This is a genomic window from Bellilinea caldifistulae (assembly GCF_001306055.1).
GTDB classification, from domain to species: domain Bacteria; phylum Chloroflexota; class Anaerolineae; order Anaerolineales; family Anaerolineaceae; genus Bellilinea; species Bellilinea caldifistulae.
This window is the reverse complement of the sequence record NZ_LGHJ01000014.1, coordinates 140,749-162,921: the sequence shown is the minus strand read 5'-3', so window position 1 is coordinate 162,921 and position 22,173 is coordinate 140,749. Positions and strand designations below refer to the sequence as shown.

The 22,173-nt window shown below is 54.8% G+C and carries 24 protein-coding genes; 11 read left to right on the top strand and 13 right to left on the bottom strand.

The annotated features are described in order from the left end of the window. Nucleotides 1–35: 35 nt before the first annotated feature. Together AC812_RS09150 and AC812_RS09145 are read right to left on the bottom strand one after the other, a co-directional pair. Entirely contained in the window at nt 36–704 is a 669-nt protein-coding gene (locus tag AC812_RS09150) for a cytochrome c biogenesis protein CcdA (protein WP_061914110.1), read from the bottom strand. A 25-nt stretch (nt 705–729) separates the two neighbouring features. After that, nucleotides 730–1,422, bottom strand: a complete 693-nt coding sequence (locus AC812_RS09145) for a TlpA family protein disulfide reductase (protein ID WP_061914108.1) — start codon at nt 1,420–1,422, stop codon at nt 730–732. 246 nt (nt 1,423–1,668) lie between these two features. Between AC812_RS09145 and msrP the strand changes: the two genes are divergently transcribed. Together msrP and AC812_RS09135 are read left to right on the top strand one after the other, a co-directional pair. Continuing rightward, nucleotides 1,669–2,625: a protein-methionine-sulfoxide reductase catalytic subunit MsrP gene (msrP, locus tag AC812_RS09140; protein WP_061914106.1), complete on the top strand. Its 957-nt coding sequence runs from the start codon at nt 1,669–1,671 to the stop codon at nt 2,623–2,625. A 7-nt stretch (nt 2,626–2,632) separates the two neighbouring features. Continuing rightward, nucleotides 2,633–3,352 (top strand): protein-methionine-sulfoxide reductase heme-binding subunit MsrQ, encoded by a 720-nt coding sequence (locus AC812_RS09135; protein WP_061914104.1) that lies wholly within the window; start codon nt 2,633–2,635, stop codon nt 3,350–3,352. Here AC812_RS09135 and AC812_RS09130 read toward each other — a convergent pair. After that, on the bottom strand, nt 3,315–4,706 hold the full coding sequence (locus AC812_RS09130; protein ID WP_082148953.1) for a glycerate kinase type-2 family protein: 1,392 nt from the start codon (nt 4,704–4,706) through the stop codon (nt 3,315–3,317). The two genes, AC812_RS09135 and AC812_RS09130, sit on opposite strands and share 38 nt — an antisense overlap. 135 nt (nt 4,707–4,841) lie before the next feature. Here AC812_RS09130 and AC812_RS09125 point away from each other — a divergent pair, with 135 nt between their 5' ends. After that, on the top strand, nt 4,842–5,291 hold the full coding sequence (locus tag AC812_RS09125) for a rhodanese-like domain-containing protein (RefSeq protein ID WP_061914101.1): 450 nt from the start codon (nt 4,842–4,844) through the stop codon (nt 5,289–5,291). Here the strand turns inward: AC812_RS09125 and trxA are convergent, their stop codons facing one another. From trxA to AC812_RS09100, 5 genes are all read right to left on the bottom strand, one after another. Further along, entirely contained in the window at nt 5,292–5,810 is a 519-nt protein-coding gene (gene trxA / locus AC812_RS09120; RefSeq protein WP_061914099.1) for a thioredoxin, read from the bottom strand. A gap of 113 nt (nt 5,811–5,923) precedes the next feature. Further along, nucleotides 5,924–6,124, bottom strand: a complete 201-nt coding sequence (locus AC812_RS09115; protein ID WP_061914097.1) for a YgaP family membrane protein — start codon at nt 6,122–6,124, stop codon at nt 5,924–5,926. A 66-nt stretch (nt 6,125–6,190) separates the two neighbouring features. Continuing rightward, a complete protein-coding gene (locus tag AC812_RS09110) occupies nt 6,191–6,448 on the bottom strand; it encodes an anti-sigma factor family protein (RefSeq protein ID WP_061914095.1) in 258 nt (85 codons plus the stop codon). Further along, complete coding sequence (locus tag AC812_RS09105; RefSeq protein ID WP_061914093.1) at nt 6,445–7,041, bottom strand: RNA polymerase sigma factor; 597 nt, start codon at nt 7,039–7,041, stop codon at nt 6,445–6,447. Before AC812_RS09105 ends, AC812_RS09110 begins: the two co-directional genes overlap by 4 nt. 43 nt (nt 7,042–7,084) lie before the next feature. Beyond that, complete coding sequence (locus AC812_RS09100) at nt 7,085–8,521, bottom strand: MFS transporter (protein ID WP_061914090.1); 1,437 nt, start codon at nt 8,519–8,521, stop codon at nt 7,085–7,087. Nucleotides 8,522–8,719: 198 nt separating this feature from the next. Between AC812_RS09100 and AC812_RS09095 the strand changes: the two genes are divergently transcribed. After that, nucleotides 8,720–9,277, top strand: a complete 558-nt coding sequence (locus AC812_RS09095; protein ID WP_061914088.1) for an ECF transporter S component — start codon at nt 8,720–8,722, stop codon at nt 9,275–9,277. A gap of 2 nt (nt 9,278–9,279) precedes the next feature. On the opposite strand, the gene AC812_RS09090 is transcribed toward AC812_RS09095, so the two are convergent. Together AC812_RS09090 and AC812_RS17830 are read right to left on the bottom strand one after the other, a co-directional pair. Further along, on the bottom strand, nt 9,280–10,107 hold the full coding sequence (locus AC812_RS09090) for an energy-coupling factor transporter transmembrane component T family protein (protein ID WP_061914086.1): 828 nt from the start codon (nt 10,105–10,107) through the stop codon (nt 9,280–9,282). Further along, a complete protein-coding gene (locus tag AC812_RS17830; RefSeq protein WP_061914084.1) occupies nt 10,100–11,848 on the bottom strand; it encodes an energy-coupling factor transporter ATPase in 1,749 nt (582 codons plus the stop codon). The genes AC812_RS09090 and AC812_RS17830 overlap by 8 nt, the downstream gene beginning before the upstream one ends. Before the next feature lie 216 nt (nt 11,849–12,064). Between AC812_RS17830 and AC812_RS09080 the strand changes: the two genes are divergently transcribed. The 4 genes from AC812_RS09080 to rarD are packed head-to-tail and all read left to right on the top strand — an operon-like array spanning nt 12,065 to nt 15,222. Further along, entirely contained in the window at nt 12,065–13,162 is a 1,098-nt protein-coding gene (locus AC812_RS09080) for a PIN/TRAM domain-containing protein (protein ID WP_061914082.1), read from the top strand. Between the two features lie 24 nt (nt 13,163–13,186). Then, nucleotides 13,187–13,939, top strand: coding sequence for a 23S rRNA (guanosine(2251)-2'-O)-methyltransferase RlmB (gene rlmB / locus AC812_RS09075; protein WP_061914080.1), 753 nt, complete (start codon nt 13,187–13,189; stop codon nt 13,937–13,939). Beyond that, a complete protein-coding gene (locus AC812_RS09070) occupies nt 13,936–14,286 on the top strand; it encodes a rhodanese-like domain-containing protein (RefSeq protein ID WP_061914078.1) in 351 nt (116 codons plus the stop codon). The genes rlmB and AC812_RS09070 overlap by 4 nt, the downstream gene beginning before the upstream one ends. A 48-nt stretch (nt 14,287–14,334) precedes the next feature. After that, nucleotides 14,335–15,222 (top strand): EamA family transporter RarD, encoded by an 888-nt coding sequence (rarD, locus tag AC812_RS09065; protein WP_061914076.1) that lies wholly within the window; start codon nt 14,335–14,337, stop codon nt 15,220–15,222. Nucleotides 15,223–15,229: 7 nt separating this feature from the next. Here rarD and AC812_RS09060 read toward each other — a convergent pair whose 3' ends face one another. Further along, nucleotides 15,230–15,649, bottom strand: a complete 420-nt coding sequence (locus tag AC812_RS09060; protein ID WP_061914074.1) for a TlpA family protein disulfide reductase — start codon at nt 15,647–15,649, stop codon at nt 15,230–15,232. Next, nucleotides 15,649–16,137 carry a DUF4395 domain-containing protein gene (locus AC812_RS09055; protein WP_061914072.1) on the bottom strand — a complete coding sequence of 163 codons (489 nt, stop codon included), beginning with the start codon at nt 16,135–16,137 and terminating at the stop codon, nt 15,649–15,651. Before AC812_RS09055 ends, AC812_RS09060 begins: the two co-directional genes overlap by 1 nt. Nucleotides 16,138–16,673: 536 nt before the next feature. Here AC812_RS09055 and AC812_RS09050 point away from each other — a divergent pair. From AC812_RS09050 to AC812_RS09040, 3 genes are read left to right on the top strand one after another with little or no spacing between them, the layout of a single operon-like run. Next, a complete protein-coding gene (locus tag AC812_RS09050) occupies nt 16,674–17,597 on the top strand; it encodes a ribonuclease Z (RefSeq protein ID WP_061914071.1) in 924 nt (307 codons plus the stop codon). Nucleotides 17,598–17,627: 30 nt separating this feature from the next. Next, nucleotides 17,628–19,481 (top strand): glycosyltransferase family 39 protein, encoded by a 1,854-nt coding sequence (locus AC812_RS09045; protein WP_061914069.1) that lies wholly within the window; start codon nt 17,628–17,630, stop codon nt 19,479–19,481. Continuing rightward, entirely contained in the window at nt 19,478–20,212 is a 735-nt protein-coding gene (locus AC812_RS09040; protein WP_061914067.1) for a M48 family metallopeptidase, read from the top strand. Before AC812_RS09045 ends, AC812_RS09040 begins: the two co-directional genes overlap by 4 nt. On the opposite strand, the gene AC812_RS09035 is transcribed toward AC812_RS09040, so the two are convergent. Then, a complete protein-coding gene (locus AC812_RS09035) occupies nt 20,169–22,073 on the bottom strand; it encodes a glycoside hydrolase family 5 protein (RefSeq protein ID WP_061914064.1) in 1,905 nt (634 codons plus the stop codon). The two genes, AC812_RS09040 and AC812_RS09035, sit on opposite strands and share 44 nt — an antisense overlap. Between the last annotated feature and the right edge of the window lie 100 nt (nt 22,074–22,173).

Here is a 22,173-nt window from a genome sequence, read left to right as displayed (position 1 = left end):
CTTTTCCGGTCAATTCGGACTGTGGGAAGAATTTTTTAGTTGAATCGCGACCATGTAAACCGAATCAACTCCCAATTCGATGCCAGATCCACCACGGCTATCGTGATCAAAATGATGCCCCCAATTCGATTTACCCAATTCCCGTAGCGGGCGAATTGACGGGTAATCCACCGCTGCTGGGCTCCAGCCAGAAAAGAAAGCAACAGCAGTGGTAGACCAAATCCCAAACCAAACCATAAGAAAGTGCTTAACCGGTTAATAAGTTCCCCGGCACTCAGCGAAAGGGCAAACACACTCACAACCAGCGGGCCGGCACAAGGCAACGCAATTGGTCCGTAGAGCAGTCCATAAACAAAAGCATTCAAATACGGATTTTGAAGAACAGGAATGCGAATCATCGGCAAAGATTTGAACGGATTGATGTTCAGCAATAATAAAACTCCAAGTAGAAAGATCAATCCATTTGCCAACGGGATAACCAGGGAAAGCGCATTTCCGATGGGTATTGCCAGCAAGGCAATCAGCAGCCCAATTGCCAGCATCATACTCAATACCCCACAAAGCACGAAAAAGCCGAGTAAAAATCGGCCCTTGCTTTCTTGCAATTTTTCATGACCGCCGCTCAAATAAGCCAGATAGCCCGGGTAAAGTGGAAAAACGCATGGACTGGTGGTTGCCAGCAATCCGATGGTCAGTGAAGTCAAGATGTTCTCCACGCTTCACAACCCTTCAACGATTGGTTTCTAAGTAAGGCTGTAAAAATTCCCTCAATCGCTCTGCCGATTTGATTCCCATGGGTAAAGGATACACGCTGCCTGCCCGATCAATGATGAGCATCGGGGTCGAGGGGGGCGATAGAAATTGAGGCCCATAGAGATCGCTCAGCGAACGCGAGACTTCCGCTGGGGAAACCGCATAAATCCAATTGAATTCATGCCGGGCAATGTAGCTCTTGAGCGTAGCGGCATCTTCGTTGGGATCAATATCCAGGCCAATGCTCACAAAATCCTCCCGCTCACCCAGTAACTGATGTAAGGCTTTGACCTCTTGTTGTTGGCGCAAACAATTGGAACACCACTGCGCCATCGTTTCAACGAGGATTACTTTTCCCGTCAGGGATTCGATTGTGAATACCTCATCGTTTTCTACATTAACCAATTCCACCTTAAACCAGTCCGGCAGGGTCTGCGTATCAGGTGAAGATTCACCCTCTTCGATCGGCGTTTGTGACTGCGATTGCGAAGCGTTGTTTTCATCTCCATCGGGTGTTACTGACTCGCTTTTCATCTCATCAACCCCGGTCGAAACAGGCAGGGGGGTATTTTCTTGAACCGTAGCCGGAACGACCCCACCGGGTGCACAGGCTGTCAGTAAAAACACCATAACGATCAGCAGGTTAGAAATGAGAAATTGCCTCTTCATGTTATACCTTTCTCCGTTGATTTTCGAGCCTTTTTCGATGTCGTGGCAGCCCTGCTTGCAGGATGCCTATCACTCATTAGAGTGTCAATTTTCGGCAATCTTACGTTTCTGCGCACCAATTTCCACACAACCCTGCCCACCGGCCAACACTCGATAAAGATTTGAAAAATCTCACCATCTCTGGTAAGGTTAAGTGGACTAAACATGTCCATATAAACAAGAATAGCCAGTCAGGATTAACCGAATATGAAAAATAATACTGTTCCCCCCATCCCTTCCTCGGAAATCACACCCGAGCACGTTTACCTGAACCGACGGCAATTCCTTAAACTGGCGGCGGTTGGTGCAGCCGGGGCTTTGTTGGCCGCCTGTGGGATCAAAACACAGTCTGAAAACACTCCTGGTTATTCCGACTCAATCAACCCCGCGGAGCGCCCCCGCGATGAACGGGGAGACCCGGCCAATTCCTTTGAGGAAATTACCAACTACAACAATTATTACGAATTCACCATGGATAAGGGCGGTGTGGCTTCGCTGGCAAAAAACTTTCCCACCAGTCCGTGGCAGGTGGAGGTTAGCGGACTGGTTCACAAGCCGCGCATTTTCGACATCGAAGACCTGCGCCAGTTTCCGCAGGAAGAACGTGTTTACCGATTGCGCTGCGTGGAAGGCTGGTCTATGGTCATCCCATGGCTCGGATTTCCGCTTTCGTTGCTGCTCAAAGAAGTCGAGCCCATGACCAGTGCAGCCTTTGTCCAGTTCACCACAATTCTGGATGAGAACAACATGCCCGGTGCAAGAAGCCCCTTTTACCCATGGCCCTATACCGAAGGCTTGCGGCTGGATGAAGCCTACCACGATTTGACTCTGCTGGTCACCGGGCTGTACGGCAAGGAATTACTCCCCCAAAACGGAGCACCGCTGCGTCTGGCTGTACCGTGGAAATACGGTTTCAAAAGCAGCAAAGCCATTGTTAGAATCGAGCTCACCGAAACCATGCCGCCCACCTTCTGGAACAGGGTTGCTCCTAATGAATACGGTTTTTATGCCAATGTAAACCCGGAAGTGCCCCACCCGCGCTGGTCTCAGGCCACCGAACGGCGCATCGGCGAAAACCGCCGCCGCGAAACGTTGTTATTCAACGGTTATGCCGAGCAGGTCGGGCAGCTTTACGCCAACATGGACTTGCGGGTTAATTACTGAAAAGCCGATGAAAAACTGGTCGCGCCTGCAATGGCTGACTCACATCCTCTGCTGGCTGCCGTTAATGGTGTTGACGGCTGCCTACTTCACCAATAACCTGACCATTAATCCGATCCAGGCAGCCACCCAGCGCTCTGGGGATATCGCCATTCTCATCCTGCTGGCTTCTCTGACGATGACCCCCCTTCACATCCTTTTCAACCTTCCGCAGTTGCTCAAACTTCGTCGCCCGCTTGGCCTGTACGCTTTCTTCTATGCAGCGCTGCACATGCTCACGTACACCGGCTGGGATTATCAGTTTGACTTCAATCTGATTTACGCCTCAATTGCCGATAAACCCTATATCCTCATAGGACTGGCGGCGATCAGCCTGCTGACACCCCTCGCATTGACTTCCCATCGCTGGTGGCAAAAAACACTGGGGAAAATATGGAAGCGCCTGCACCAACTGGTTTACCTCACCGCCGTGCTGGCGGTCGTTCATCTGGCCATGGCGGTCAAGGGCGACTTTCTCCGTCTGCAAGGAGATATTTGGAAACCACTAGCCGCCACGGTTGTATTGGCTGTGCTGTTGATTGTGCGAATCCCCCCGCTCAGACGCGCCCTCTCGGCGCGCCATCGCCGAAGGCGGGTGGTCAAGATCACACCCCAACCAACTGCCAAAGCCAATCCGCCAGGGCTGGAAAGTCTCAATCCGCAAAAGCAAACAGAAACATCAAATCATTGACGTTTGTCTGGGTCGGGCCTGTGCGGATCAAATCTCCCAGCGCATCAAAGAAATGGTAAGAATCATTTCTCTCGAGATAATCTTCCGGTTTCATTCCGGCGGCAAGGGCTCTTTGTAACGTTTCTCCGCTGACCACCGCCCCGGCGGCATCCGTGGGGCCGTCGTCACCATCGGAAGCCAGGGTGACCATCAGCAAATTGCGCGTGCCGTCCAAACCGCGCACGGCGCCGAGTGCCACTTCTTGATTGCGTCCCCCCAGCCCATCTCCGTGAAGAGTCACTGTCGTCTCACCACCGGCAATCAAACAGGCTGGCGGTTGTAGCGGCTGACGGGTGGCGTGAATTTGACGGGCAATTGACCCCAAAAACATTCCCAACTGACGGGCTTCCCCTTGTAAATAAGTGCTCAGCAGCAGGGGGGTCAGTCCGCATTCTTCGGCTTCTTCAACCGCAGCCTGAGCCGCATGCCGATTACTGGCAATGATCAGGTTTTGAACCCGCCGGAACAAACCATCTCCCGGTTTTGGGGTTTCGGGTATTTTCCCTTCGGCACCGCTGCGCAGTCGTTCAAGAATGGAGGGTGGGGTGTGCTCTGCCAGATTGTACCGTTGTAAAATTGCCAGCGCATCCGTAAAGGTGGTTGGGTCAGCCACGGTTGGCCCGGAGGCGATCACATCCAGCGGATCGCCGACCACATCCGAGAGGATCAATGCCAGCAAATCGGCTTTGCCGGCCGCCCGCGCCAGTCCGCCACCCTTGACTTCATCCAGATGTTTCCGCAGAGTATTAATTTCTTCAATCGAAGCGCCGCAAGCCAGCAGCAAATTGGTGAGAGACTGCAAATCTGCCAGGGAAATTCCCTCGGCAGGGGCAGTCATCAGCGCCGATCCACCACCGGAAATCAATGCCAGCACCAGATCATTTTCACTCGCCCGGTTGAGCAGGGCAAGCATCCGACGGGTTGCATTCACACCGCGCATATCCGGCAGCGGGTGAGAGGCTTCGGCCACCTGAATCCGCTCGGGGATTGCTCCGCCGACGGCATTTTCCCGCAAAAAACCTTCTTTACAGATAATCATTCCCCCCGAAAGGCGGTCTCCCAGAATCCGGGCAGCGGCTTTGGTCATCGGTGCTGCGGCCTTGCCTGCTCCAACGATAAACACGCGTCGGTAACGGCTGAGGTCATAACTCCGCCCTCCGGCAAACAACAGGTCACCCTCTCGTTCGAGAAAGCGCGCCACCGCAGTAGCCGGATCCACGGCCCGCAAAGCGGCGAACAACACCCGTTTGACAATCTCCCCATGCGGGTGCTCATCCAGAGTATGGGTGCTGAAACTCTCCCGGCTGATGAACATTTTTTTGAATATCCCTTCCGCTTTGATTGATCAGGGATAATGACCCGTTTCTATTTTACCCCACATCCTGTAACCTTTACCGTAAAATTGAATCAAAACCGATAGATTGAATCTCACTCATGACAGGAACAATCCATGACTCGTCAAAAGACATCCTCAGGCTCATTTGAACACAGGCGTTTTCCGGTGTATGCCATCCTGCTGGCAATTGTCCTTATAGCAGGCGCTGCCTTCCTTCTCACCCGCACTTCCCCGGCGGAAACCCGCGCTTTACCGCCAGAAATTTCGGTATCTCAAGCCGCTCAACTTCGCGACCAGGGCGCATGGGTTTTGGACGTGCGCCAACCGGAAGAATGGAATGAACTGCATGTTCCCGGGGCAACGCTCATCCCGTTGGATCAACTGCCCCAGCGGATCAGTGAAGTGCCAAAAGACAAGGAAATTGTGGTAATCTGTCGCTCGGGTAACCGCAGTCAGGCCGGGCGGGATATTTTACTGCAAGCCGGCTACGAAAAAGTAACCAGCGTTAGCGGCGGTATTATCGCCTGGCGTAACGCTGGTTATCCAACCGTAAGCGGGCCTTAATTAGGGTTTTTCAAAAAGGGTCTTCACCCGGCTGGAAATCGCCCGGTAGATAGGACAGCGGTCATACACCGCGCTAAACATCACGATTCCCCCCATCACCACCAACCCGATGTTCATCTGGTTGGTTATCCCAATCCCCAACAAAACAAGTCCTGCCCCCAATCGCAAAAAACGATCCAGGGGGGCAGGGCCACTTTTCTGGATAATTTTACCGGAGGCCAAATCGGCAAACAAATTATCAATCGCAGCGGCTGGTTGGGCGCCAACCTTTCGGTAAACAGCCTTTCCCTCCCGATACACCAGCAGGGTGGGAATGCTGAACACTTTCAACTGCCGTAAAAGATCAGGGGATTCGTCTGCGTTGATTTTCAACAATTCTACCTGCCCGCGGTACTTTTCACTGGCAGCCTTCAAAATTGGGTTCATGACTTTACACGGACCGCACCAGGGCGCCCAAAATTCCACCACCAGCGGTTGACGGGCAGAAGCCACTTTTTGTTCAAATTGTTCGGGTGTCATTGAAAGTCCTTACAGGGTCTGATTCAGCAACCGGCTGCTGGTTGAACGCTCCGCGTTGGGTGATGCCCAACCCAGAAGTCTCTCAGCCAGCAGCCGATGGGATTGGAATTAATTCAGGAATTCGTGCGGAATTTGAATAAGGAGTAAGCCGGGCACCAACCGATCAGGCCGGTCAACAACGGTAAAAAACCAAGGAATTTGAAGATAGTACCCAGCGTACCGGTAACCACACCGCCCCATCCAAGGGCTAACAATAAAACACCTGCCACAACCCGGATAATCCGATCTACGGTTGACTCATTTACGAAAGACATGGCTTATTCCTCCTTCAGAATGATCGTTTGAACTTCTACCCTTTTGACGAGGAAGCCCTCAAAAGGTTACATTCCTTCGGGAGGGCAATCTTCTCGATCTGAAATGGCTTTGAGCAGACGATCAAACAAGGCTTCTCGGCGCGGGGCAGGAATCGGCTCTTTGAGGCTGCCCTTATACATCAGAATGGTCTTTCGGGTGGTATCCAGAACCACATGGCAATTATGGCAGGTGCGCAGATGTTCTTCCGCATCCGCACGCAGGTCTTCGTTGAGATTGTTGTCAATATAATCCGACAAATAACGGATTAACTCCTCGCAATTCATTGCACTGCTCCTTTCTCCTGAGCCGCAAAAAAAGCCGCCAACTTTTCGCGCAATTCCAGCCGGGCGCGGTGCAGGCGCACCTTGACTGCCGAAGCCGAAATTGAAAGCACCGCCGCAGTTTCCTCGGTGGACAGTTCCTCCACATCCCGCAGTAAAAACACCGCCCGCAAAGCCGGCGAGAGGGAATGGATGGCCTCATCCAATGCCTTGCGCTGTTCCTGATTCTGAATCAAATACTCCGGCAGCCAGCGCCACTCCACAAATTCGCGCGGCAAAGGCGCAGGATGATCCTCGTCATCCGCACCCTCCTCTTCTGGCAGCGGCAGGGTTTGTTTTGTCCGCAACCGGTCCAGACTCAGATTATAGGCAATTCGGTAAAGCCAGGTGCCCGCTGAAGACCGGCCCTCGAACTGAAAGCGGTTGCGAAATACGGAGAGAAAAGTATCCTGAACGACATCTTCGGCGTCATCTTCATTTCCAAGCAGACCAAGCGCAAGATGGTAAACCCGGTCGGCATACTGTTCAAAGAGCAGGCTCAGGGCCGCCTGAGGTTGATCCGATTTCAAGCCACGGAGTATTTCCACTTCATTCACGCGCTGGTTTCCTCACTTTTAGACGGATTAGACCGGCAAAAGGTTACCCGCCCACCGGTGATGAGCCAATTCGCTTTTCCTCAATATATGGCAAAAACAAAACTGAGGCGAGAAACAAAACACCGTACAACGCCATGATCAATGTATAGCCGGTGGCATCGGCAATTGGGCCGGCAATATATGCCCCAATTGCCCCTGCACCCGCACCGGCCAGGTTAGAAAGCCCCAGGAAGCGCCCGGCTTGCTCGCGCGGAACAATTTCCGTGCCCAAAGCCCAGTTAGCCGAGTAAAACAGCCCTACCCCCGCTCCCACCAGTGAACCGGCTGCATACAGGGCTATCAGTGTTGGGAATAACAGCATCACACCTATTCCGCCAGCAGCCAGCAGACCGGCAATCGCCACCAGAATCTTTTTTCCAAAGCGGTCGGCTAAAAAACCGCTCGGTAAAGCCGTGAGCAGGATAAATACCCCCACAAACATGGTAATGGTGGCCGCGGGCGCGGCCGCTTTTTCACCTGCAAATTGCGGGAAGCGTTCTTGCAAAAAGAAGACCAGAAAAGTTGCCACATTGGTTGAACCCACCAGGAATGCCAGCCGGTTGACCACCCACCACTTGAACGAGGGCTGATAGCGAATGTCTTTACCCACCCCAATTCTCAAACTGGCAAGCACCCCCAAAGCCACGGCAATCCCCATCGAGAGAATTCCGGCGAAAATTGTCGCAACCGTCTTAAAAATACCCTCCGGCAAGGAGAGGTTTAAGAACCAGCGCACAACTCCACCCATCCCAAGAATGATCAGGGTAAAAACAACCGTCATCAAAGTCAGCCGGAAGAATCCCTGCCAGTCGAGTGGGAAAGGTGGCTGCTCCAAACGCTTTTCCGGCACCAACATCGCCAGCGCCGTGCAGATAACCAACACCGCCATCAGAATCATCAACGCCGTCCACAATTGCCCCTGACTGACCAGCCGTCCCATGACAAATGAAACAAAAATCACCGGCACGGGCAGTTCCAGCAGGGCTTTGACCCCTGAAAAGCGACCGCGTTTTTCCTCCGGCACCAAATCAGGTATCAATCCCTGGGTAGCCGCGTGAGCAATGTTGGAAGAAACCATGGAAAAAACGTAGATGGCAAACATGGCTGTATAACCGCTCATGCCTTCCATCCCCGCCACAAAGCCGAGCAGGGCAAAAACAATCAACTCACCCAGCGAACCCAGCAGAATGAACGGGCGGCGCCGGCCCCAGGGATGGGTGCTCCGGTCGGAAAGCATCCCCATTAACGCCTGTACCAGTACCGCAGTCATCAAGGCCCATAAGCGGATGTTTCCCAAAGCCGCTCCCTTGGCCTGCTCGCCTATGAATTGCTGAACGAGCAGTGGCAGGATCAATGGTGAAATGGTCTGAGAACGGGTGGTCAGCGCAAACCAGTAGATATTGATCGTAATGTAATCATACCAGCGCAGGGGTCGGTTCATAAATCCCTCAAACGATGCGGAAAAATCGCAAGCACTGCTCCCATTATAGCGGAGAATTATTCCCGCTCATCAGGAACTCGCCGCTCGAACGGTTTTAATGTTAAAATCAAATTCCAAACCGCAAAACTCTACCCCAACCTTCAGGGTTAATTAGATAAACCCCAAAAACCAACCATTTCATCCTCACAAGGAGTAAATATGCCACAAAATCGCACCCGTAAAATTGTTATTACTGGCGTATTGGGGGCAATCGCTGTTCTCCTGGGACTGACCCGTCTGGGCTTCATCCCATGGGTTAGTGGAGCTTCTTTGACCATCATGCACGTTCCTGTGATCATCGGCGCAGTGCTGGAAGGGCCAATTGTCGGCCTGGGCATTGGCTTGATTTTCGGCATCTTCAGCCTGATTCAAGCAGCCGTAGCACCAACCGGCCCGGCGGATGTCTGGTTTACCAATCCGCTTCTTTCCGTCTTGCCGCGCCTGTTCATCGGCCCGGTTGCTTGGCTGGTCTGGCAATCTTTGCGGAAATGGACGGTCCCAGCGCTGATTCTTGCGGGTATTGCCGGTAGCCTGACCAATACTATCCTGGTGCTGGGCATGATCGGGATACTTGGCTTTTTGCCGTTTGCGGCTTTGCTGCCCATTGCAATTGCCAACGGATTGCCCGAAGCGGGCGTATCGGCATTGATTACCCTGGTTGTGGTAGCTGCCTGGCAGCAGTTTGCCGTGGGTAATCGCAAAGGCGCAAGGCTGTAAGCCTATATCCCCAAAATCAGGATTGCAGTCGCGCTGACGGCGCCAAAAATGATGGCGACTGCGTCTTTGAATTGAAACTGCATGGTGTACATGGAAGTACGCTGGGGGGTACTTCCATAAGCCCGCGCGTCCATCGCCAGAGCCATAGTTTCGGCGCGGCGTAAACTGGTCAGAAACAACGGCACAATCAACGGGATAACCTGTCGTACTCGTTGAAAAATGTTGCCTTTTCTCACCCCCCACTCCGCCCCGCGGGATGCCTGTGCTTTGGCTATCCGCTCGGCAGCCATCGCCAAAAAGGGAATGAACCGGATGGTAACCTGCAAGACCATCACCAAATCGTGGGTCGGCAGGCCTAGCCGGGAAAAAGGCGAGAGCAGCGATTCCAGCCCGTGAATCATCTCGGAAGTTGAAAGCGTGAACGATGAGAGGGAAAGCGTCAGAATTAACACACAAAACCGCAGGAGCAGCATGCCGGCCGAGACCAAACCACTGGCGTAGATTTTCAATATCCCAAACTCAAACAGCGGCAAGGCACTGGGGGGGCGGATCGAGACAAAAACCTGCAAAACCGCAAGGATCAAAAGAAAGGGTAATGGCGGCAACAAACCGCGCAAAGCAAAATTCAGCGGGATGCGTCCAATCCTCAACAGCACCAGCACAATTAATAAAGCCAAGAACAGACCGGCAGGTTGAGCCGTGAAAGTCGCCGCCATGAGGATCACCAGATACAGGATGATCCGCGCCCGGGCATCCAGGCGGTGAAGGAGCGAATTCAGCGGCAGATATTGCCCGATGTTGACCATCCGCAAAAATTCAAAATTATGCATGCGGAGCCTCCAGATTGCGGCGCAGATGTTCAATCAGGTCGCCAATTCGCAAAATGCAGCGAGGAATGTCCCACCCCAGTTCCCTTAGGCGAGCCGCCGCCCGGGTCACCAGCGGGGCTTCAAGCCCGTGTTCTTCCAGCAGACTGACGTTGGAATAAACTTCTTCAGCAGCGCCGTCCAGCAGCGTTCTGCCGCGATGAAGTACGGTCAAACTGCTGCTTAATTCAGCAATATCTTCCATATGATGGGAGGAAAGCACCAGCGTCAGGCCCTGCTGGCGCAGATTTTCCAGTGAACGCAGCGTTTCGCTGCGCGAACGCGGATCGAGCCCGGCGGTGGGTTCATCCAGCAACAGCACCCGCGGACGCATGGCAATCAAAGAAGCCAGCGCCACTTTACGGCGTTCTCCTCCGCTCAGCGTAAAGGTGAGCCGGTCTTTGAAGGATTCAAAATCCAGACCGACCATTTCCATGGCCATGCGCACGGTTTCCCGCAGCGAATCATGCTCACCCTTCAAACGAGGTGCATAGGCAATCTCATCCCCCACATATTGTTCAAATAACTGATAATCCGGATTCTGGAAAACCAGACCGGCAAACTGGCGGACAGCCTTCAAATCGGTTGTGGGGTCGTTCAAATCAAATGGCCCAACCGCCACCGTACCTTTTTGGGGTAACAGCAAACCGTTCAGGTGCTGTAAGAGGGTGGATTTTCCAGAGCCGGTTGAACCGATCAGGCCGTGCACCTTTCCCTCACCAGCATGCAACCGCACTTCTTCGAGAGCCTGATACGCCAGCGGAGTATCTGCCAGATACGTATGCCCTAGCCGGTCCACCCGGATAAAACCATTCGGCGGCAGCACCGGGCGGTCGGGTTCACTCCCACCGCCTGCCTTCACCGGGAAGGGCGGAGGCGGCAGGGCAGCAATCAGATCGTTGGAGCGCAGCAGATTCGGCGGAAGGTCGGGCAGCACTTCCCGCAGTTGGATGGCCAGCCTGCCAGCCAGCGGCAGATCCAGCCCCAAGGCCCACAGGTCAGCCGGGTGGCTGAACACTTGTTGGGGTGTGCTGTCCAGCGCAATTTCGCCCTTGTTCAGAACAATTACCCGCTGGGCTGCCACCGCTTCGCGCATGAAGTGCGAAATGACGATCACCGTCAGCCCCTCTTCGTGCAGACGGCGCATCAGCCGTCGGACCATGTGCCGTCCGGCCGGGTCAAGCATGGCTGTGGTTTCGTCGAAAATGACACAGCGCGGGCGCATCGCCAAAACCCCTGCCAGGGCTGCCCGCTGCATCTGTCCGGCCGAAAGCAAATGGGGAGGCCGCTGGCGGTACTCCTTCAAGCCGGTAATTTCCAGGGCATCTTCCACCCGCTGGCGAATTTCGGCTGGCGGTAATCCTAAATTTTCCGGCCCAAAGGCAACATCCTCTTCCAGTATGGCGGCCACCAGCTGGTCTTCCGGCGATTGAAATACCATCCCCACCAGACTGCGAATTTGCGGATGAAAGCGGGCTTCGCGGGTGTCCATCCCATGAATTCGGACAACTCCCCTATCGGGCAACAACAGCGCATTCAAATGCCGCGCAAGGGTTGTCTTGCCAGAGCCGTTGGCGCCGATCAAAGCAACGTATTCCCCCTCTTCAATCCGCAGGTTGATGCCCTTAAGGGCTGGGATTGCCTCACCCCCCCGTACCGGGTGGCTGTACCACAAATCTTCGATTTCGATCAATGCCGCGGTCATTCGTCAGGTTATTTTAACACACTCGATTCAAATTACAGCCACAGGTTTACCATTAGAATTTTTTTCGTTGACTCCGCCTGACTCTGATGCTATCATAGAGTTAATCATTATTCATTTCTTTTCATTTTTTCGCTTTATTATTTATTCTCGTTTTATTATTTATTCTGCACCTTAACAATTCTCACCACCTTTTGCACTCATCCCAAGGAGTTATTCATGAGTATTGAATTTATTTTTCGCCTGATCGGCATGGTCGTTTTTGCAATCATTGGTGTAATGTGGGGAGCGCAATTAGGGCAAATTGCAACAGCCGGCGGCGCATCCTCCACCTTTTCGGTAGAGGAGTATGCTTTCACGCTGGGGCTGGTTGGCGCATTGATCGGCTTGATTTTGACGCCATTCATCACCATCCGTCCCATGCGGGCAATTCGCAGCCTGTTAACTCGCGTTTCTGCCCAGACCCTTTTTGCAGCTCTGTTTGGCCTGATCGCCGGCCTGATCATCGCTGTCCTGCTGGCATTTCCCCTCTCGCGCCTGCCCTCCCCGTTTGGAGAAATTCTTCCCTTCATCGGGGTGGTTTTCTTCGGTTATCTCGGCGTTTCGGTTTTCGTCATGCGCCAGAATGACCTGTTTGCGCTTTGGGGCAACATCTCCAAAACTCAACCCGCCGGCGCAGCCGCGGCCGGAGCAGAAAGCGCGGCAAATTGGGCCGAATCGCGCACCATTTTGCTGGATACCAGCGTGATCATTGACGGCCGGATTGCCGATATTGCCCGCACAGGATTTTTGCCGGGCTCTTTGCTGATTCCGCGCTTTGTGCTGAACGAGCTGCAATACATCGCCGATTCACCCGACAGCCTGCGGCGCCAACGTGGAAGACGCGGCATGGAAGTTCTCGCCCAGTTGCAAAAAGAACCGATTATTCCGGTGCGCATCTCGGACATTGATGTCGAAGGCGTACGAGACGTGGACGACAAACTGGTCATCCTTGCCCGCCAGTTACGCTGCCCGATTCTGACCAACGACTACAACCTCAACCGGATTGCCGAGCTGCAGGGCGTCACCGTCCTCAATGTCAACGAACTTGCCAACGCTGTCAAATCGGTACTGCTGCCGGGTGAAACCCTTTCCGTGCGCGTCATTCAGGAAGGCAAGGAAAGCGGACAGGGTGTTGGCTACATGGAGGACGGTACCATGGTGGTGATCGAAAATGGCAACAAATACATTAATCAGGAAATTCTGGTGACCGTCACCAAAGTCCTGCAAACGGCTGCCGGGCGGATGATCTTTGCTCGTCCGGAAACCGAACACTGAACCATTTTGGAAGTGAATTGACCCATGAGAGAGTGGATTACCGGACGCAATCCGGTCTTTGAGATTTTACAAACCCGCCGTCGGCAGATTTTTCGCCTGTTGGTAGCCAACGGCACAGAGGAAAAAGGCAAACTGGCCGAAATCCTCAGCCATGCCAACCGCCGACGCCTCCCGGTACAGCGTGTCCCGCGCCAGCAGTTGGATGCACTCAGCGAAGGACATCAGGGTGTTGCGTTGGAAGTGAGCGGCTACCCCTACGCAGATTATTCCGACATTCTCAAACGAGCCACCCAGCGCCAGGAGATGCCCCTGATTCTGCTGCTGGATATGCTGCAAAACCCCCAAAACCTCGGCACACTCCTGCGCACTGCCGAAGCCGCTGGCGTCCACGGCGTGATCATTCCACCGCGTCGGGCAGCCGGCATCACTCCGGCTGTGGTTCATGCCTCAGCCGGCGCAACCGAGCATTTGCTGGTAGCACAGATGAATCTGGCACAGGCAATTGATTGGCTTCAAAAAGCCGGTGTTTGGGTAGTGGGGTTGTCCGGCGAGGCTCCTCATACCATTCAACAAGCCCCGCTGGACCGACCGCTGGCGCTGGTGGTTGGCAACGAAGGCGAAGGAATGCGAGCGCTGGTTGCCAAAAAATGCGACATGCTGGTCAACCTGCCCATGCGCGGTCAGATCGAATCGCTCAACGCTGCCGTGGCCGGTTCGATTGCGTTGTATCTGGCAATGATGGCTCGCCAGCAAACCAAGAAGGACAAACCTGCATGACTCTGCCGCCGGAAATTTCCCCCCAGCAACTCCACCAACAGTTACAGGAAAACCCCGACCTGCTCATACTGGATGTGCGCGAACCCCACGAATGGACGCGCGCTTATCTCCATCATCCTGCCGTCAATCCTGTCCCACTCTCAGAACTGGCCGCCCGCGGAGTGGATGCCCTGCCGGAGGCCGCCCGCAACCCTCATCAACCCCTGGTGATTTTGTGCCATCACGGCGAGCGCAGTCGGATGGTAGCCGCCTGGCTGATGGCGCAGGGATGGCAGCAAGTATTCAACCTGTCCGGCGGAATTGATGCCTACGCCCGGCTGGTGGATTGGCAGGTGGGAATGTACTGATTTTCTGGTATGATACGCGATTAATCTCTACATCATGGAAGACACGGCATGAAAAAAGGCATATTACTGGCAGTTTCGGCATATGGGTTATGGGGATTTTTCCCGATTTACTTCAAATGGCTGCACGGCGTCCCGGCACTTCAGATCATGGCTCACCGGGTCGTGTGGTCGTTCATTTTTCTGGCGGCCTATCTACTCTTGCGCCGCGAAATCAACTCGCTGCTCCACTCACTCAACCGCCGCACCATCCTGATTTACCTGGCGGCCGGTGTCCTGCTGGCAATCAACTGGCTGACCTATGTCTGGGCAGTCAATGAGGGGCGAGTGGTTGAATCCAGTTTGGGATACTTCATCAACCCCCTCGTGAGTGTTTCGCTGGGGGTCATCTTTCTGCGAGAGCGTTTGAGGCCGCTGCAGTGGCTGCCGGTTGGTCTGGCGGCAGCAGGAGTGGCCTACCTGACCATCCGTTACGGCCAGTTACCGTGGGTTGCCCTGGTGCTGGCGTTTAGTTTTGGTCTGTACGGATTGTTGAAGAAAATTGCACCGCTCGGCCCGCGCAAAGGTCTGGCGCTGGAAACCGCCTTGATCTTCCCGCCCATGTTTGCCTATCTGGTGTTTGCCGAAGCGCGCGGCGAGGGAGTGTTTCTGCACACCCTGCCGTTGACCAATGTGCTGCTGGCATTGAGCGGTCTGGTCACAATCATACCCCTGTTGTTGTTTGCAGCCGGCGCCCAGAGCGTTCCGTTGACGATTATGGGGTTGTTACAATACGTGGCGCCAACCCTGCAATTTTTACTGGGAGTTCTGCTGTATCACGAACCGTTCACCCTGACGAGTGCTATTGGCTTTGGTTTCATCTGGCTGGCATTGCTGATCTTCTCGCTGGAAAGCTACTTTCACAACCAGCGTACCTTACACCCTCAGCCGGTGCCATAAGACCTTGTCAGGCTAACTGATCGGTCAGGTGGCGCAATTGCTCCGTCAACTTCTCGGCGCGGGTAACGCCGTGGTTGACAAAGCGGGGTTTACCGCTGGCATCCAGCAGGAAAGTGGTTGGCACACTCAGCACGCCCCAATGTCTGGCAAGATCTTCGCGGCGGCTGGCATCAATCTCGATCACCTGCAAACGGTCGCCCCATGCCGACTGCACCTGTCGTAAAGCCGGCCGCTGAATCGTGCGGCATGGGGCACAATCCGGTGTGGTGAAATACAGAATCACCGGCCGGCCGGGCTGCCAGCCGGGTAAATGACGGCTTAAATCCGCCGTTCGTTTCAGGATAGTACGGTTTACCAGCAGGTACAACCCAACGCCTGCGCCTATCAGCAGGCCGCTCCAGACGAGCCGCAACGTCCAATCATCCATCAGCCCTGCTCCTCCCGGCGTGGACGCCAGCCGGCCGCCGTTCCTGGCGGCGGTGATTGGGTGAACCCCGGTACCTTCAGACGATTCAACCAGTAATAGACGGCGCAACCCACGCAAAATCCCACAAACAGATTGAGCGAAGCCAGCGCAATCACCAGCCAGACCAGCCCCCAGCCCACGATACTGCTCCCGCTGAGAAAAAGAAATCCGGCAGATAGCAGCACCACACCGCCGAAGCCCTGGGCAAAGGCGTGCGGCTGACGGTTGTCCATCAAAACGTCCGGTTTCAGCCAGCCGCGCGGCTTAAGCAAGCCGGCATACAACCAGCCAAAAGCCGGTTTTCCGATGAGCGCACCGCCCAACATCATCAGCCCTACCAGCCCTGCCAGCCACGACAGATTGAGAATGAAAGAAATCAGCAGCAAGAGGATGATCACGGCCTGATTGGTTCGTAGCGCAGCATGATCAATGGGTTGTAAGGGATTCATATCTTCCTCCGCAAAGAGAATGAGTTGAGAATAAAAAACTGCACCGCTCTTGAAAAATCAGAGGGCGCAGCCGCTGGATAGATTGTGCCTGGACTGGAAAGGATTAAAGCCAGCACACCCCGGCGGACAGCACCCTCCGCCGCATACACATGCAGGTATTGAAAGAAGTGTGGTTCTGGCTTGTCAGCATAATTACGACTATTGTAGTCCGAATTACGAATTTTTACAAGGTGTATAGAGATACACAAACAAATTCTCCTCGATTTCCACTCTCATCCTGTGCTTCGCCCCTATCCAGAGAGGGTTCGCAAAAATTTTTGTGGAGTTGCGATCAAAATTCGCCGTAACTTCCCCAAAAAACTTGATCCCGGAAAGGCGAGATTTTTCTTTTGGTCGGAGGCAGCCTCCATTCAAATCCTTCCAGAAGCGCTGAGATAAGGTAAAATAAGACCCGTATGGTTAAATGCCCGCCTGCCCGCCTTTCTGCAAAAGGCAGCGCAGGCTTTACCCTGTATTCTTAAGGAATTTCACCTGCTTTGTTTGAGATCATCTTTTTAGGCACATCCGCTTCCGCCCCTTCGGTACGCCGTAACCTGCCCGCCCTGGTGGTCAAAAAAGACGAGTACCGCTTTCTGGTTGATTGCGGTGAGGGCACCCAGCGCCAGATTTTACAATCCGGAATCGGCTTCAAAAACCTCAACCGTATCCTGCTCACCCACGGCCACCTGGATCATATTCTGGGACTGGCCGGTCTGATTTCCACCTTCATGCGCTGGGAGTCAATTGACCAGCTCGAAATTCTCGGTACCCGCAGCGCACTGGATCGAGTATACGACCTGATTTACGGGGTTGTGCTGCGCGGAGCCGAACCACCCATGCCGCTCCAACTGCGCCCGGTGCAGCCCGGCCAAATTTTTGAGGCGGAGGACTTTACCATCCACGCCTTTGCGGTCTCTCACCGCGGCGCCGATAGTCTCGGTTATCTGTTTGAAGAAAAAGGCCGCCGCCCTTTTCTTCCCGAAAAAGCCGAAGCGCTGGGCATTCCCAACGGCCCACTGCGCCGCGAACTGGTGGCCGGTAACGCCGTCACACTGGCGGACGGGCGCACCATTGAACCGGACATGGTTTTGGGAGATTTTCGACCCGGCACCCGTTTAGCCATCGTTGGGGATGTCGGCGATCCCACCAATCTGGTAGAAGTAATACGCGGTGTGGATGCGCTGGTCATCGAAGCCACCTATCTGGAAGAAGAAGCCGAAATGGCGCGTCACTTTGGCCACATGACCGCCCGCCGCTCGGCGGAACTGGCCCGCCAAGCGGAAGTGCGTCAGTTAATTCTCACCCACGTTTCGCGCCGGTACCGGGAAAAGGACATACTGGCAGAAGCCCAACCGGTCTTTGAAAACACGGTGGTCGCCCGCGATTTCGATGTCTTCCAAATTCGCCGTGCCAGCCCATGACCGGTTCAAACCACATTGGAAGTCCCTTCCATGAGCAAGCGCGTCCCTCCCCTTTTGGAAAAAGGCTTCCATAAAAACTGGCAAGTCGTCCCGGTGGCTTTGCTGGTTTTTGGGATTGGGTTTTTGCTGCTCACCTTACTACCCTACCCGGCTGCCCGCCGGTTGGGTGATCTTCTTGCACGCGATGGCAGTCTCGAACTGCTCACCCCCGCCCTCTGGCGGGTCTTTCAGGGCCTTTTGGCCGTCAGCGGTCTGCTGCTGAGCGGCATTGCAGTACTCGCTCTGCGCTTTCCGGCCCGTTTTCGAGCGGCAACGGTCTGGTTGAAGCAGACCCTGTTGAGATCCCTTCAAAACCTGCCCGGCGATTCCAAACGCGTCTTTGCCCATGGGTTGAATTTGCTCCACCAGCCGAAAATCTGGCTGCCGGCGCTTGCTCTGCTATTCCTCGGGCTGATCCTTCGGTGGTTGTTCGTCAACGTCCCGATGGAACATGACGAAGCCTACACCTTCAGCGTTTTTGCCGTTCAACCCCTGCGGCTGGGTTTGAGTGATTATCATTACCCAAACAATCACCTCTTCCACACCTTTCTCGTCCACCTTTCCTACCGCCTGTTCGGTGTTCAACCCTGGACGGTACGCCTGCCGGCTTTGCTGGCTGGTGCCCTGCTGGCGCCTTTCGGTTACGGGCTGGCACGCCGGTTGTATTCACCCGCCGCGGCCTGGCTGGCCGGTTTGACCATTGCCCTGGCGCCGGTGCTGGTGAGTTTCTCGGTCAACGCGCGGGGTTATACCTTGCTGGCATTGTTCACCCTGTTGAATGCCGGGCTGGCCGTGTCGTTGCTCCGTCAGGGAAACGCCTTTCACTGGCTGTTGCTGGCTTTGTTCGGTGCGCTGGGGCTTTATACGGTGCCGGTGTTTGTTTATTCTTTAGCCACACTCTATTTCTGGCTTTTTCTCGTGTGGGCAAGCGGTAAAGTTGAGTCTGAGCGGCGTTTTTCCTTCCTGTTGGGGGTTGTTCTGTGCGGGATTCTTACGGTGCTGCTGGCGGGACTGCTCTACCTGCCGGTCTTTGTCAACTCCGGTGTCCGGTCTGTGATTGCCAACCAGTGGATTGAGCCGGTTGCCCGTGAGTGGTTTCTGCCCACCCTTCAATCGCGGCTGAGCGAAACCTGGCGGGAATGGACTCGCTTCGTCCATCCTGCGCTGGTGGGTTTATTCGGAATCGGCTGGGTCATTGGGCTGGTCTTTCACGCCCGGCTCAGCCGCCTGCCTATTCCCCTGCAGGCCGGTCTGGTGATTCTGCCGGTGATCGTGTTCATTCAGCGCCCCAACCCGTGGGCGCGCATCTGGCTCTTCTTAGTGCCGCTAATGCTGATTTGGTCGGCTGCCGGAGTAACGTACCTTCTGGAAGTCGTTTCACGCCTTTTCAAGAATCCCATGCGGGCACAGCGCGGCCTGCTTGCCCTCCTTTCGGTAACTTTACTGGCGGGTACGGTGGTTTATGTTGCCCAACGCGCCCCGCTGGGTGAGCGGCGCTTTGGGGGGGTGGAACAGTCCCTGCGTTTTATTCAGCCCCAACTCCAATCCGGGGATCTGGTGATCATCACCGCACCGGAAGATGCTCCCTTATGGTACTATTTTTATCAATACAACCTGCCGCGCGAGATGCTGCGGAGGGATATCCCCTTCCGACGGGCATTTGTGCTGGTCAGCATCGCCCATCAGCAGACCCTTGAACAGGTCATCCGCGAGCGCGGCCCGGATTACGGTTTTTTCGATTTTTCTACCGCCCGGCAATTGGCCAGCTTTGATCACATGGAGGTTTATCTCATCGAAGCCGACCATCAGGCAGTTGAACAAGCCTACGGGAGCAGCCCGCCATGAACCCGCCTAAAATTGATCGGTTGATTCGTAGTCAACGCAAAACGGTGGCGCTGATCATCCGTCCGGATGGCTCGCTGGAAGTACGCGCCCCGCTGCGCCTGCCCAAAAAGGAAATCCTCGAATGGGTTGCCAGTAAAAGCAACTGGATCGAGAAACACCGTCAACAGGTCTTGCAAATTCAGGCTGAAAAAGCACAGGCGGTCAGTCGCTCGCTTCAAAACGGGGACCTGCTTTATGTGATGGGCAAAACTTATCCGCTGCGGGTGATCAAAACCCAAACCCAAACCCTGCGGTTGGAAAAGACCCGGCTGGTAATGAGCAGCGATCTGCTACCCCATGCGAAAACGGCTCTACAGAAATTTCTGACCGAATTGCTCAATTTGACCCTTGCGGTCCGTTTTTCCATTTTCACAGAGCAAATCGGCAAGCAACCGGCCAGGGTACGCATCAGCAAAGCGCGCACGCGCTGGGGCAGTTGCAGCAGCAATGGCACAATCGCCATCAACTGGCGGCTGTCAATGGCGCCGTTGGAAATTCTGGACTACATCATCGTTCACGAGCTGGTTCACCTCAAACATCCCAACCACAGCCGGGCTTTCTGGGCTGAGGTTGCCCGCATTCTGCCCGACTACAAAGCCCGCAAACAATGGCTCAAACAATACGCTGCCTGGCTGACACTTGAACGCATCAACGACCAGCCGCTGCCGCCTTATCACCCCGCCGTAAAATGATCTCATGTTCGGCCTGCTGCGGCGTATGGCGGTAGATCAGCCGTTGGACCGACAGATCCAGCTCAAATTCGCCGTCCGAAACTTCCACCCGGCAGCCTTGCGGATACTGGTAGGAAGGGACAAATAACTCAGTCGGCGTGGTCACCGCCGGGTCGTGGCGAAAACGGTAGCGGAATTCACCCGTGCGATAATCGAACTCCATCTCCAGAGGCTGCCCGGCTGTAGCCCGCGGATAGGGACGCAACAAAGCCGGCAAAGCCCGCCCACCGGAATGGATATCAGCCGGGTCGGTTTGCTGGTCACGGGAGAAAATGGACAAGTCCTCATCGTTCCACAGGTCACCGCGCTCGTTGGTGTTATCCGGCGTGTAATTCCAGATTGTAAAGCTCATGCAGTTGTCATCCATTGCCCGCAGACTGCGATCCAGCGCCTCAATTTGTTGGGAATAATCCCCGCTGCGATAAGCCCACTTGCGGTTGAGATCAAAGGCGATCCCAAATTCACCGATCAAAACGGGAGCGTTTCCCAGGCACTGGCGCGCCTGTTCACGGAAGGATGCGATCTGTTCGGCGAACGACTTGCGGATGGCTTTCCGCCCGAAGACCAGCCGCCCGCCGCTGCGAACGTCCACCCCCAGCCACGGCACAAAGGACTTGAAGAACAACACAAAGGCATCGTACCAGTGCGGGGCATAAACGATATTCTGGACATCTTCCGGCCCCCAGCATGGGACGGAATGAAAGGCCTCGCCTTCCACAAATATCAGCGCCGCCGGATGCACCCGTCGGATTGCATTTGCATAGCGATTGATGAATGGTTTGAGGTAATCATTGGCAAAATCCACCTGTTGACCGTTGTAGCGGGCAAAATACTCCGGCTGGAGCAAAACCGGCTTTCCGCGCCCGTCCACATCCCAAACGCCGTGCTGCCGCCAGATGCAGGTGTAACCCTCCCGCCAGGCCGAGAGGCGGCGCGGGTTGACCAGTCGCCGCCCAACCCGGTGAATCCCGAATACCCGCCGATCCATAATGTCCACCCATTGCGGATAACCGGCTCCCAACAGCATGGACTGGAAGGGCGTCGGCGTTTCACCGGTTTGCAGGACACCCTCCCGCCGATCCAGCCGCTTCCAGCCGATATAACCGTGCAGCGGCTCATTGAACATATCATAACCCACCACATTCGGCAGGTCACACACCCGTTCGGCAAGCCGGGTGATGGCCTGAATGTAATGGCGCTGCAGGTATTCCTGCGCCGGCTCGCCTTCAATTTTCAGGGAAGGAGCAAAGTGATTACCGCCAAAGAAAAGGGTGAACATCGTCGCCGAAGCCAGTTTACTGCTGTTGGAAGGCCACACCATCTGAGGGAACGGATCGCCATGTTGGGAATGGACAATAGCCGCACCGGTTTCATGCAGGTGGCGCAGGTCAAACCCTGCCGCTTCCAGAGTCCATCCCGGCGCACCATCCCCGCCAGAAAAGCGGCTCCACACGTCTTGATGCGGGTCAATGAACACCTGAATATCGTACTCGGCGGCTTTTTGCAACACAGCCCGGATGTAATCCAGATAAGATTCATCGTACTGACCCGGCCCGGCGTGTTCAATGGCTTCCCACGTGACCAGAAACCGCAGGAAGGTCAAACCCCACGCCCGCAATCGGCGGAAGTGTTCATCAGCCTGCTCCAGGGGGAAAGGGCGACCGACAAATGAGACGTGCCGATGATCGAAGAACTGTTCACTGCGGTGGGTCGCCCCATCCGGCGAGGCCGGCACCTTGCTCGAACCGGCCAGATTGACCCCCCGTAAGATCAACGTTCTGCCGTATTCATCCTTGAAGAATGGCCCATCCACTAGAATCATTTCTGCTTACACCTCCAAGCGTACCGGTATTAAGACCCTTTCCCAAAATAATTCCACATAGGTTTTCGTTTACCGGTTTACCGACCGGCATAATTACCCC

Excerpts from the sequence above, each read along its gene's own strand:
- AC812_RS09145 (WP_061914108.1), bottom strand. The coding sequence starts at position 1,422 with ATGAAGAGGCAATTTCTCATTTCTAACCTGCTGATCGTTATGGTGTTT.
- msrP (WP_061914106.1), top strand. The coding sequence starts at position 1,669 with ATGAAAAATAATACTGTTCCCCCCATCCCTTCCTCGGAAATCACACCC.
- AC812_RS09135 (WP_061914104.1), top strand. The coding sequence starts at position 2,633 with ATGAAAAACTGGTCGCGCCTGCAATGGCTGACTCACATCCTCTGCTGG.
- AC812_RS09130 (WP_082148953.1), bottom strand. The coding sequence starts at position 4,706 with ATGTTCATCAGCCGGGAGAGTTTCAGCACCCATACTCTGGATGAGCAC.
- AC812_RS09125 (WP_061914101.1), top strand. The coding sequence starts at position 4,842 with ATGACTCGTCAAAAGACATCCTCAGGCTCATTTGAACACAGGCGTTTT.
- trxA (WP_061914099.1), bottom strand. The coding sequence starts at position 5,810 with ATGACACCCGAACAATTTGAACAAAAAGTGGCTTCTGCCCGTCAACCG.
- AC812_RS09115 (WP_061914097.1), bottom strand. The coding sequence starts at position 6,124 with ATGTCTTTCGTAAATGAGTCAACCGTAGATCGGATTATCCGGGTTGTG.
- AC812_RS09110 (WP_061914095.1), bottom strand. The coding sequence starts at position 6,448 with ATGAATTGCGAGGAGTTAATCCGTTATTTGTCGGATTATATTGACAAC.
- AC812_RS09100 (WP_061914090.1), bottom strand. The coding sequence starts at position 8,521 with ATGAACCGACCCCTGCGCTGGTATGATTACATTACGATCAATATCTAC.
- AC812_RS09095 (WP_061914088.1), top strand. The coding sequence starts at position 8,720 with ATGCCACAAAATCGCACCCGTAAAATTGTTATTACTGGCGTATTGGGG.
- AC812_RS09090 (WP_061914086.1), bottom strand. The coding sequence starts at position 10,107 with ATGCATAATTTTGAATTTTTGCGGATGGTCAACATCGGGCAATATCTG.
- AC812_RS17830 (WP_061914084.1), bottom strand. The coding sequence starts at position 11,848 with ATGACCGCGGCATTGATCGAAATCGAAGATTTGTGGTACAGCCACCCG.
- AC812_RS09080 (WP_061914082.1), top strand. The coding sequence starts at position 12,065 with ATGAGTATTGAATTTATTTTTCGCCTGATCGGCATGGTCGTTTTTGCA.
- rlmB (WP_061914080.1), top strand. The coding sequence starts at position 13,187 with ATGAGAGAGTGGATTACCGGACGCAATCCGGTCTTTGAGATTTTACAA.
- AC812_RS09070 (WP_061914078.1), top strand. The coding sequence starts at position 13,936 with ATGACTCTGCCGCCGGAAATTTCCCCCCAGCAACTCCACCAACAGTTA.
- rarD (WP_061914076.1), top strand. The coding sequence starts at position 14,335 with ATGAAAAAAGGCATATTACTGGCAGTTTCGGCATATGGGTTATGGGGA.
- AC812_RS09060 (WP_061914074.1), bottom strand. The coding sequence starts at position 15,649 with ATGGATGATTGGACGTTGCGGCTCGTCTGGAGCGGCCTGCTGATAGGC.
- AC812_RS09055 (WP_061914072.1), bottom strand. The coding sequence starts at position 16,137 with ATGAATCCCTTACAACCCATTGATCATGCTGCGCTACGAACCAATCAG.
- AC812_RS09045 (WP_061914069.1), top strand. The coding sequence starts at position 17,628 with ATGAGCAAGCGCGTCCCTCCCCTTTTGGAAAAAGGCTTCCATAAAAAC.
- AC812_RS09040 (WP_061914067.1), top strand. The coding sequence starts at position 19,478 with ATGAACCCGCCTAAAATTGATCGGTTGATTCGTAGTCAACGCAAAACG.
- AC812_RS09035 (WP_061914064.1), bottom strand. The coding sequence starts at position 22,073 with ATGATTCTAGTGGATGGGCCATTCTTCAAGGATGAATACGGCAGAACG.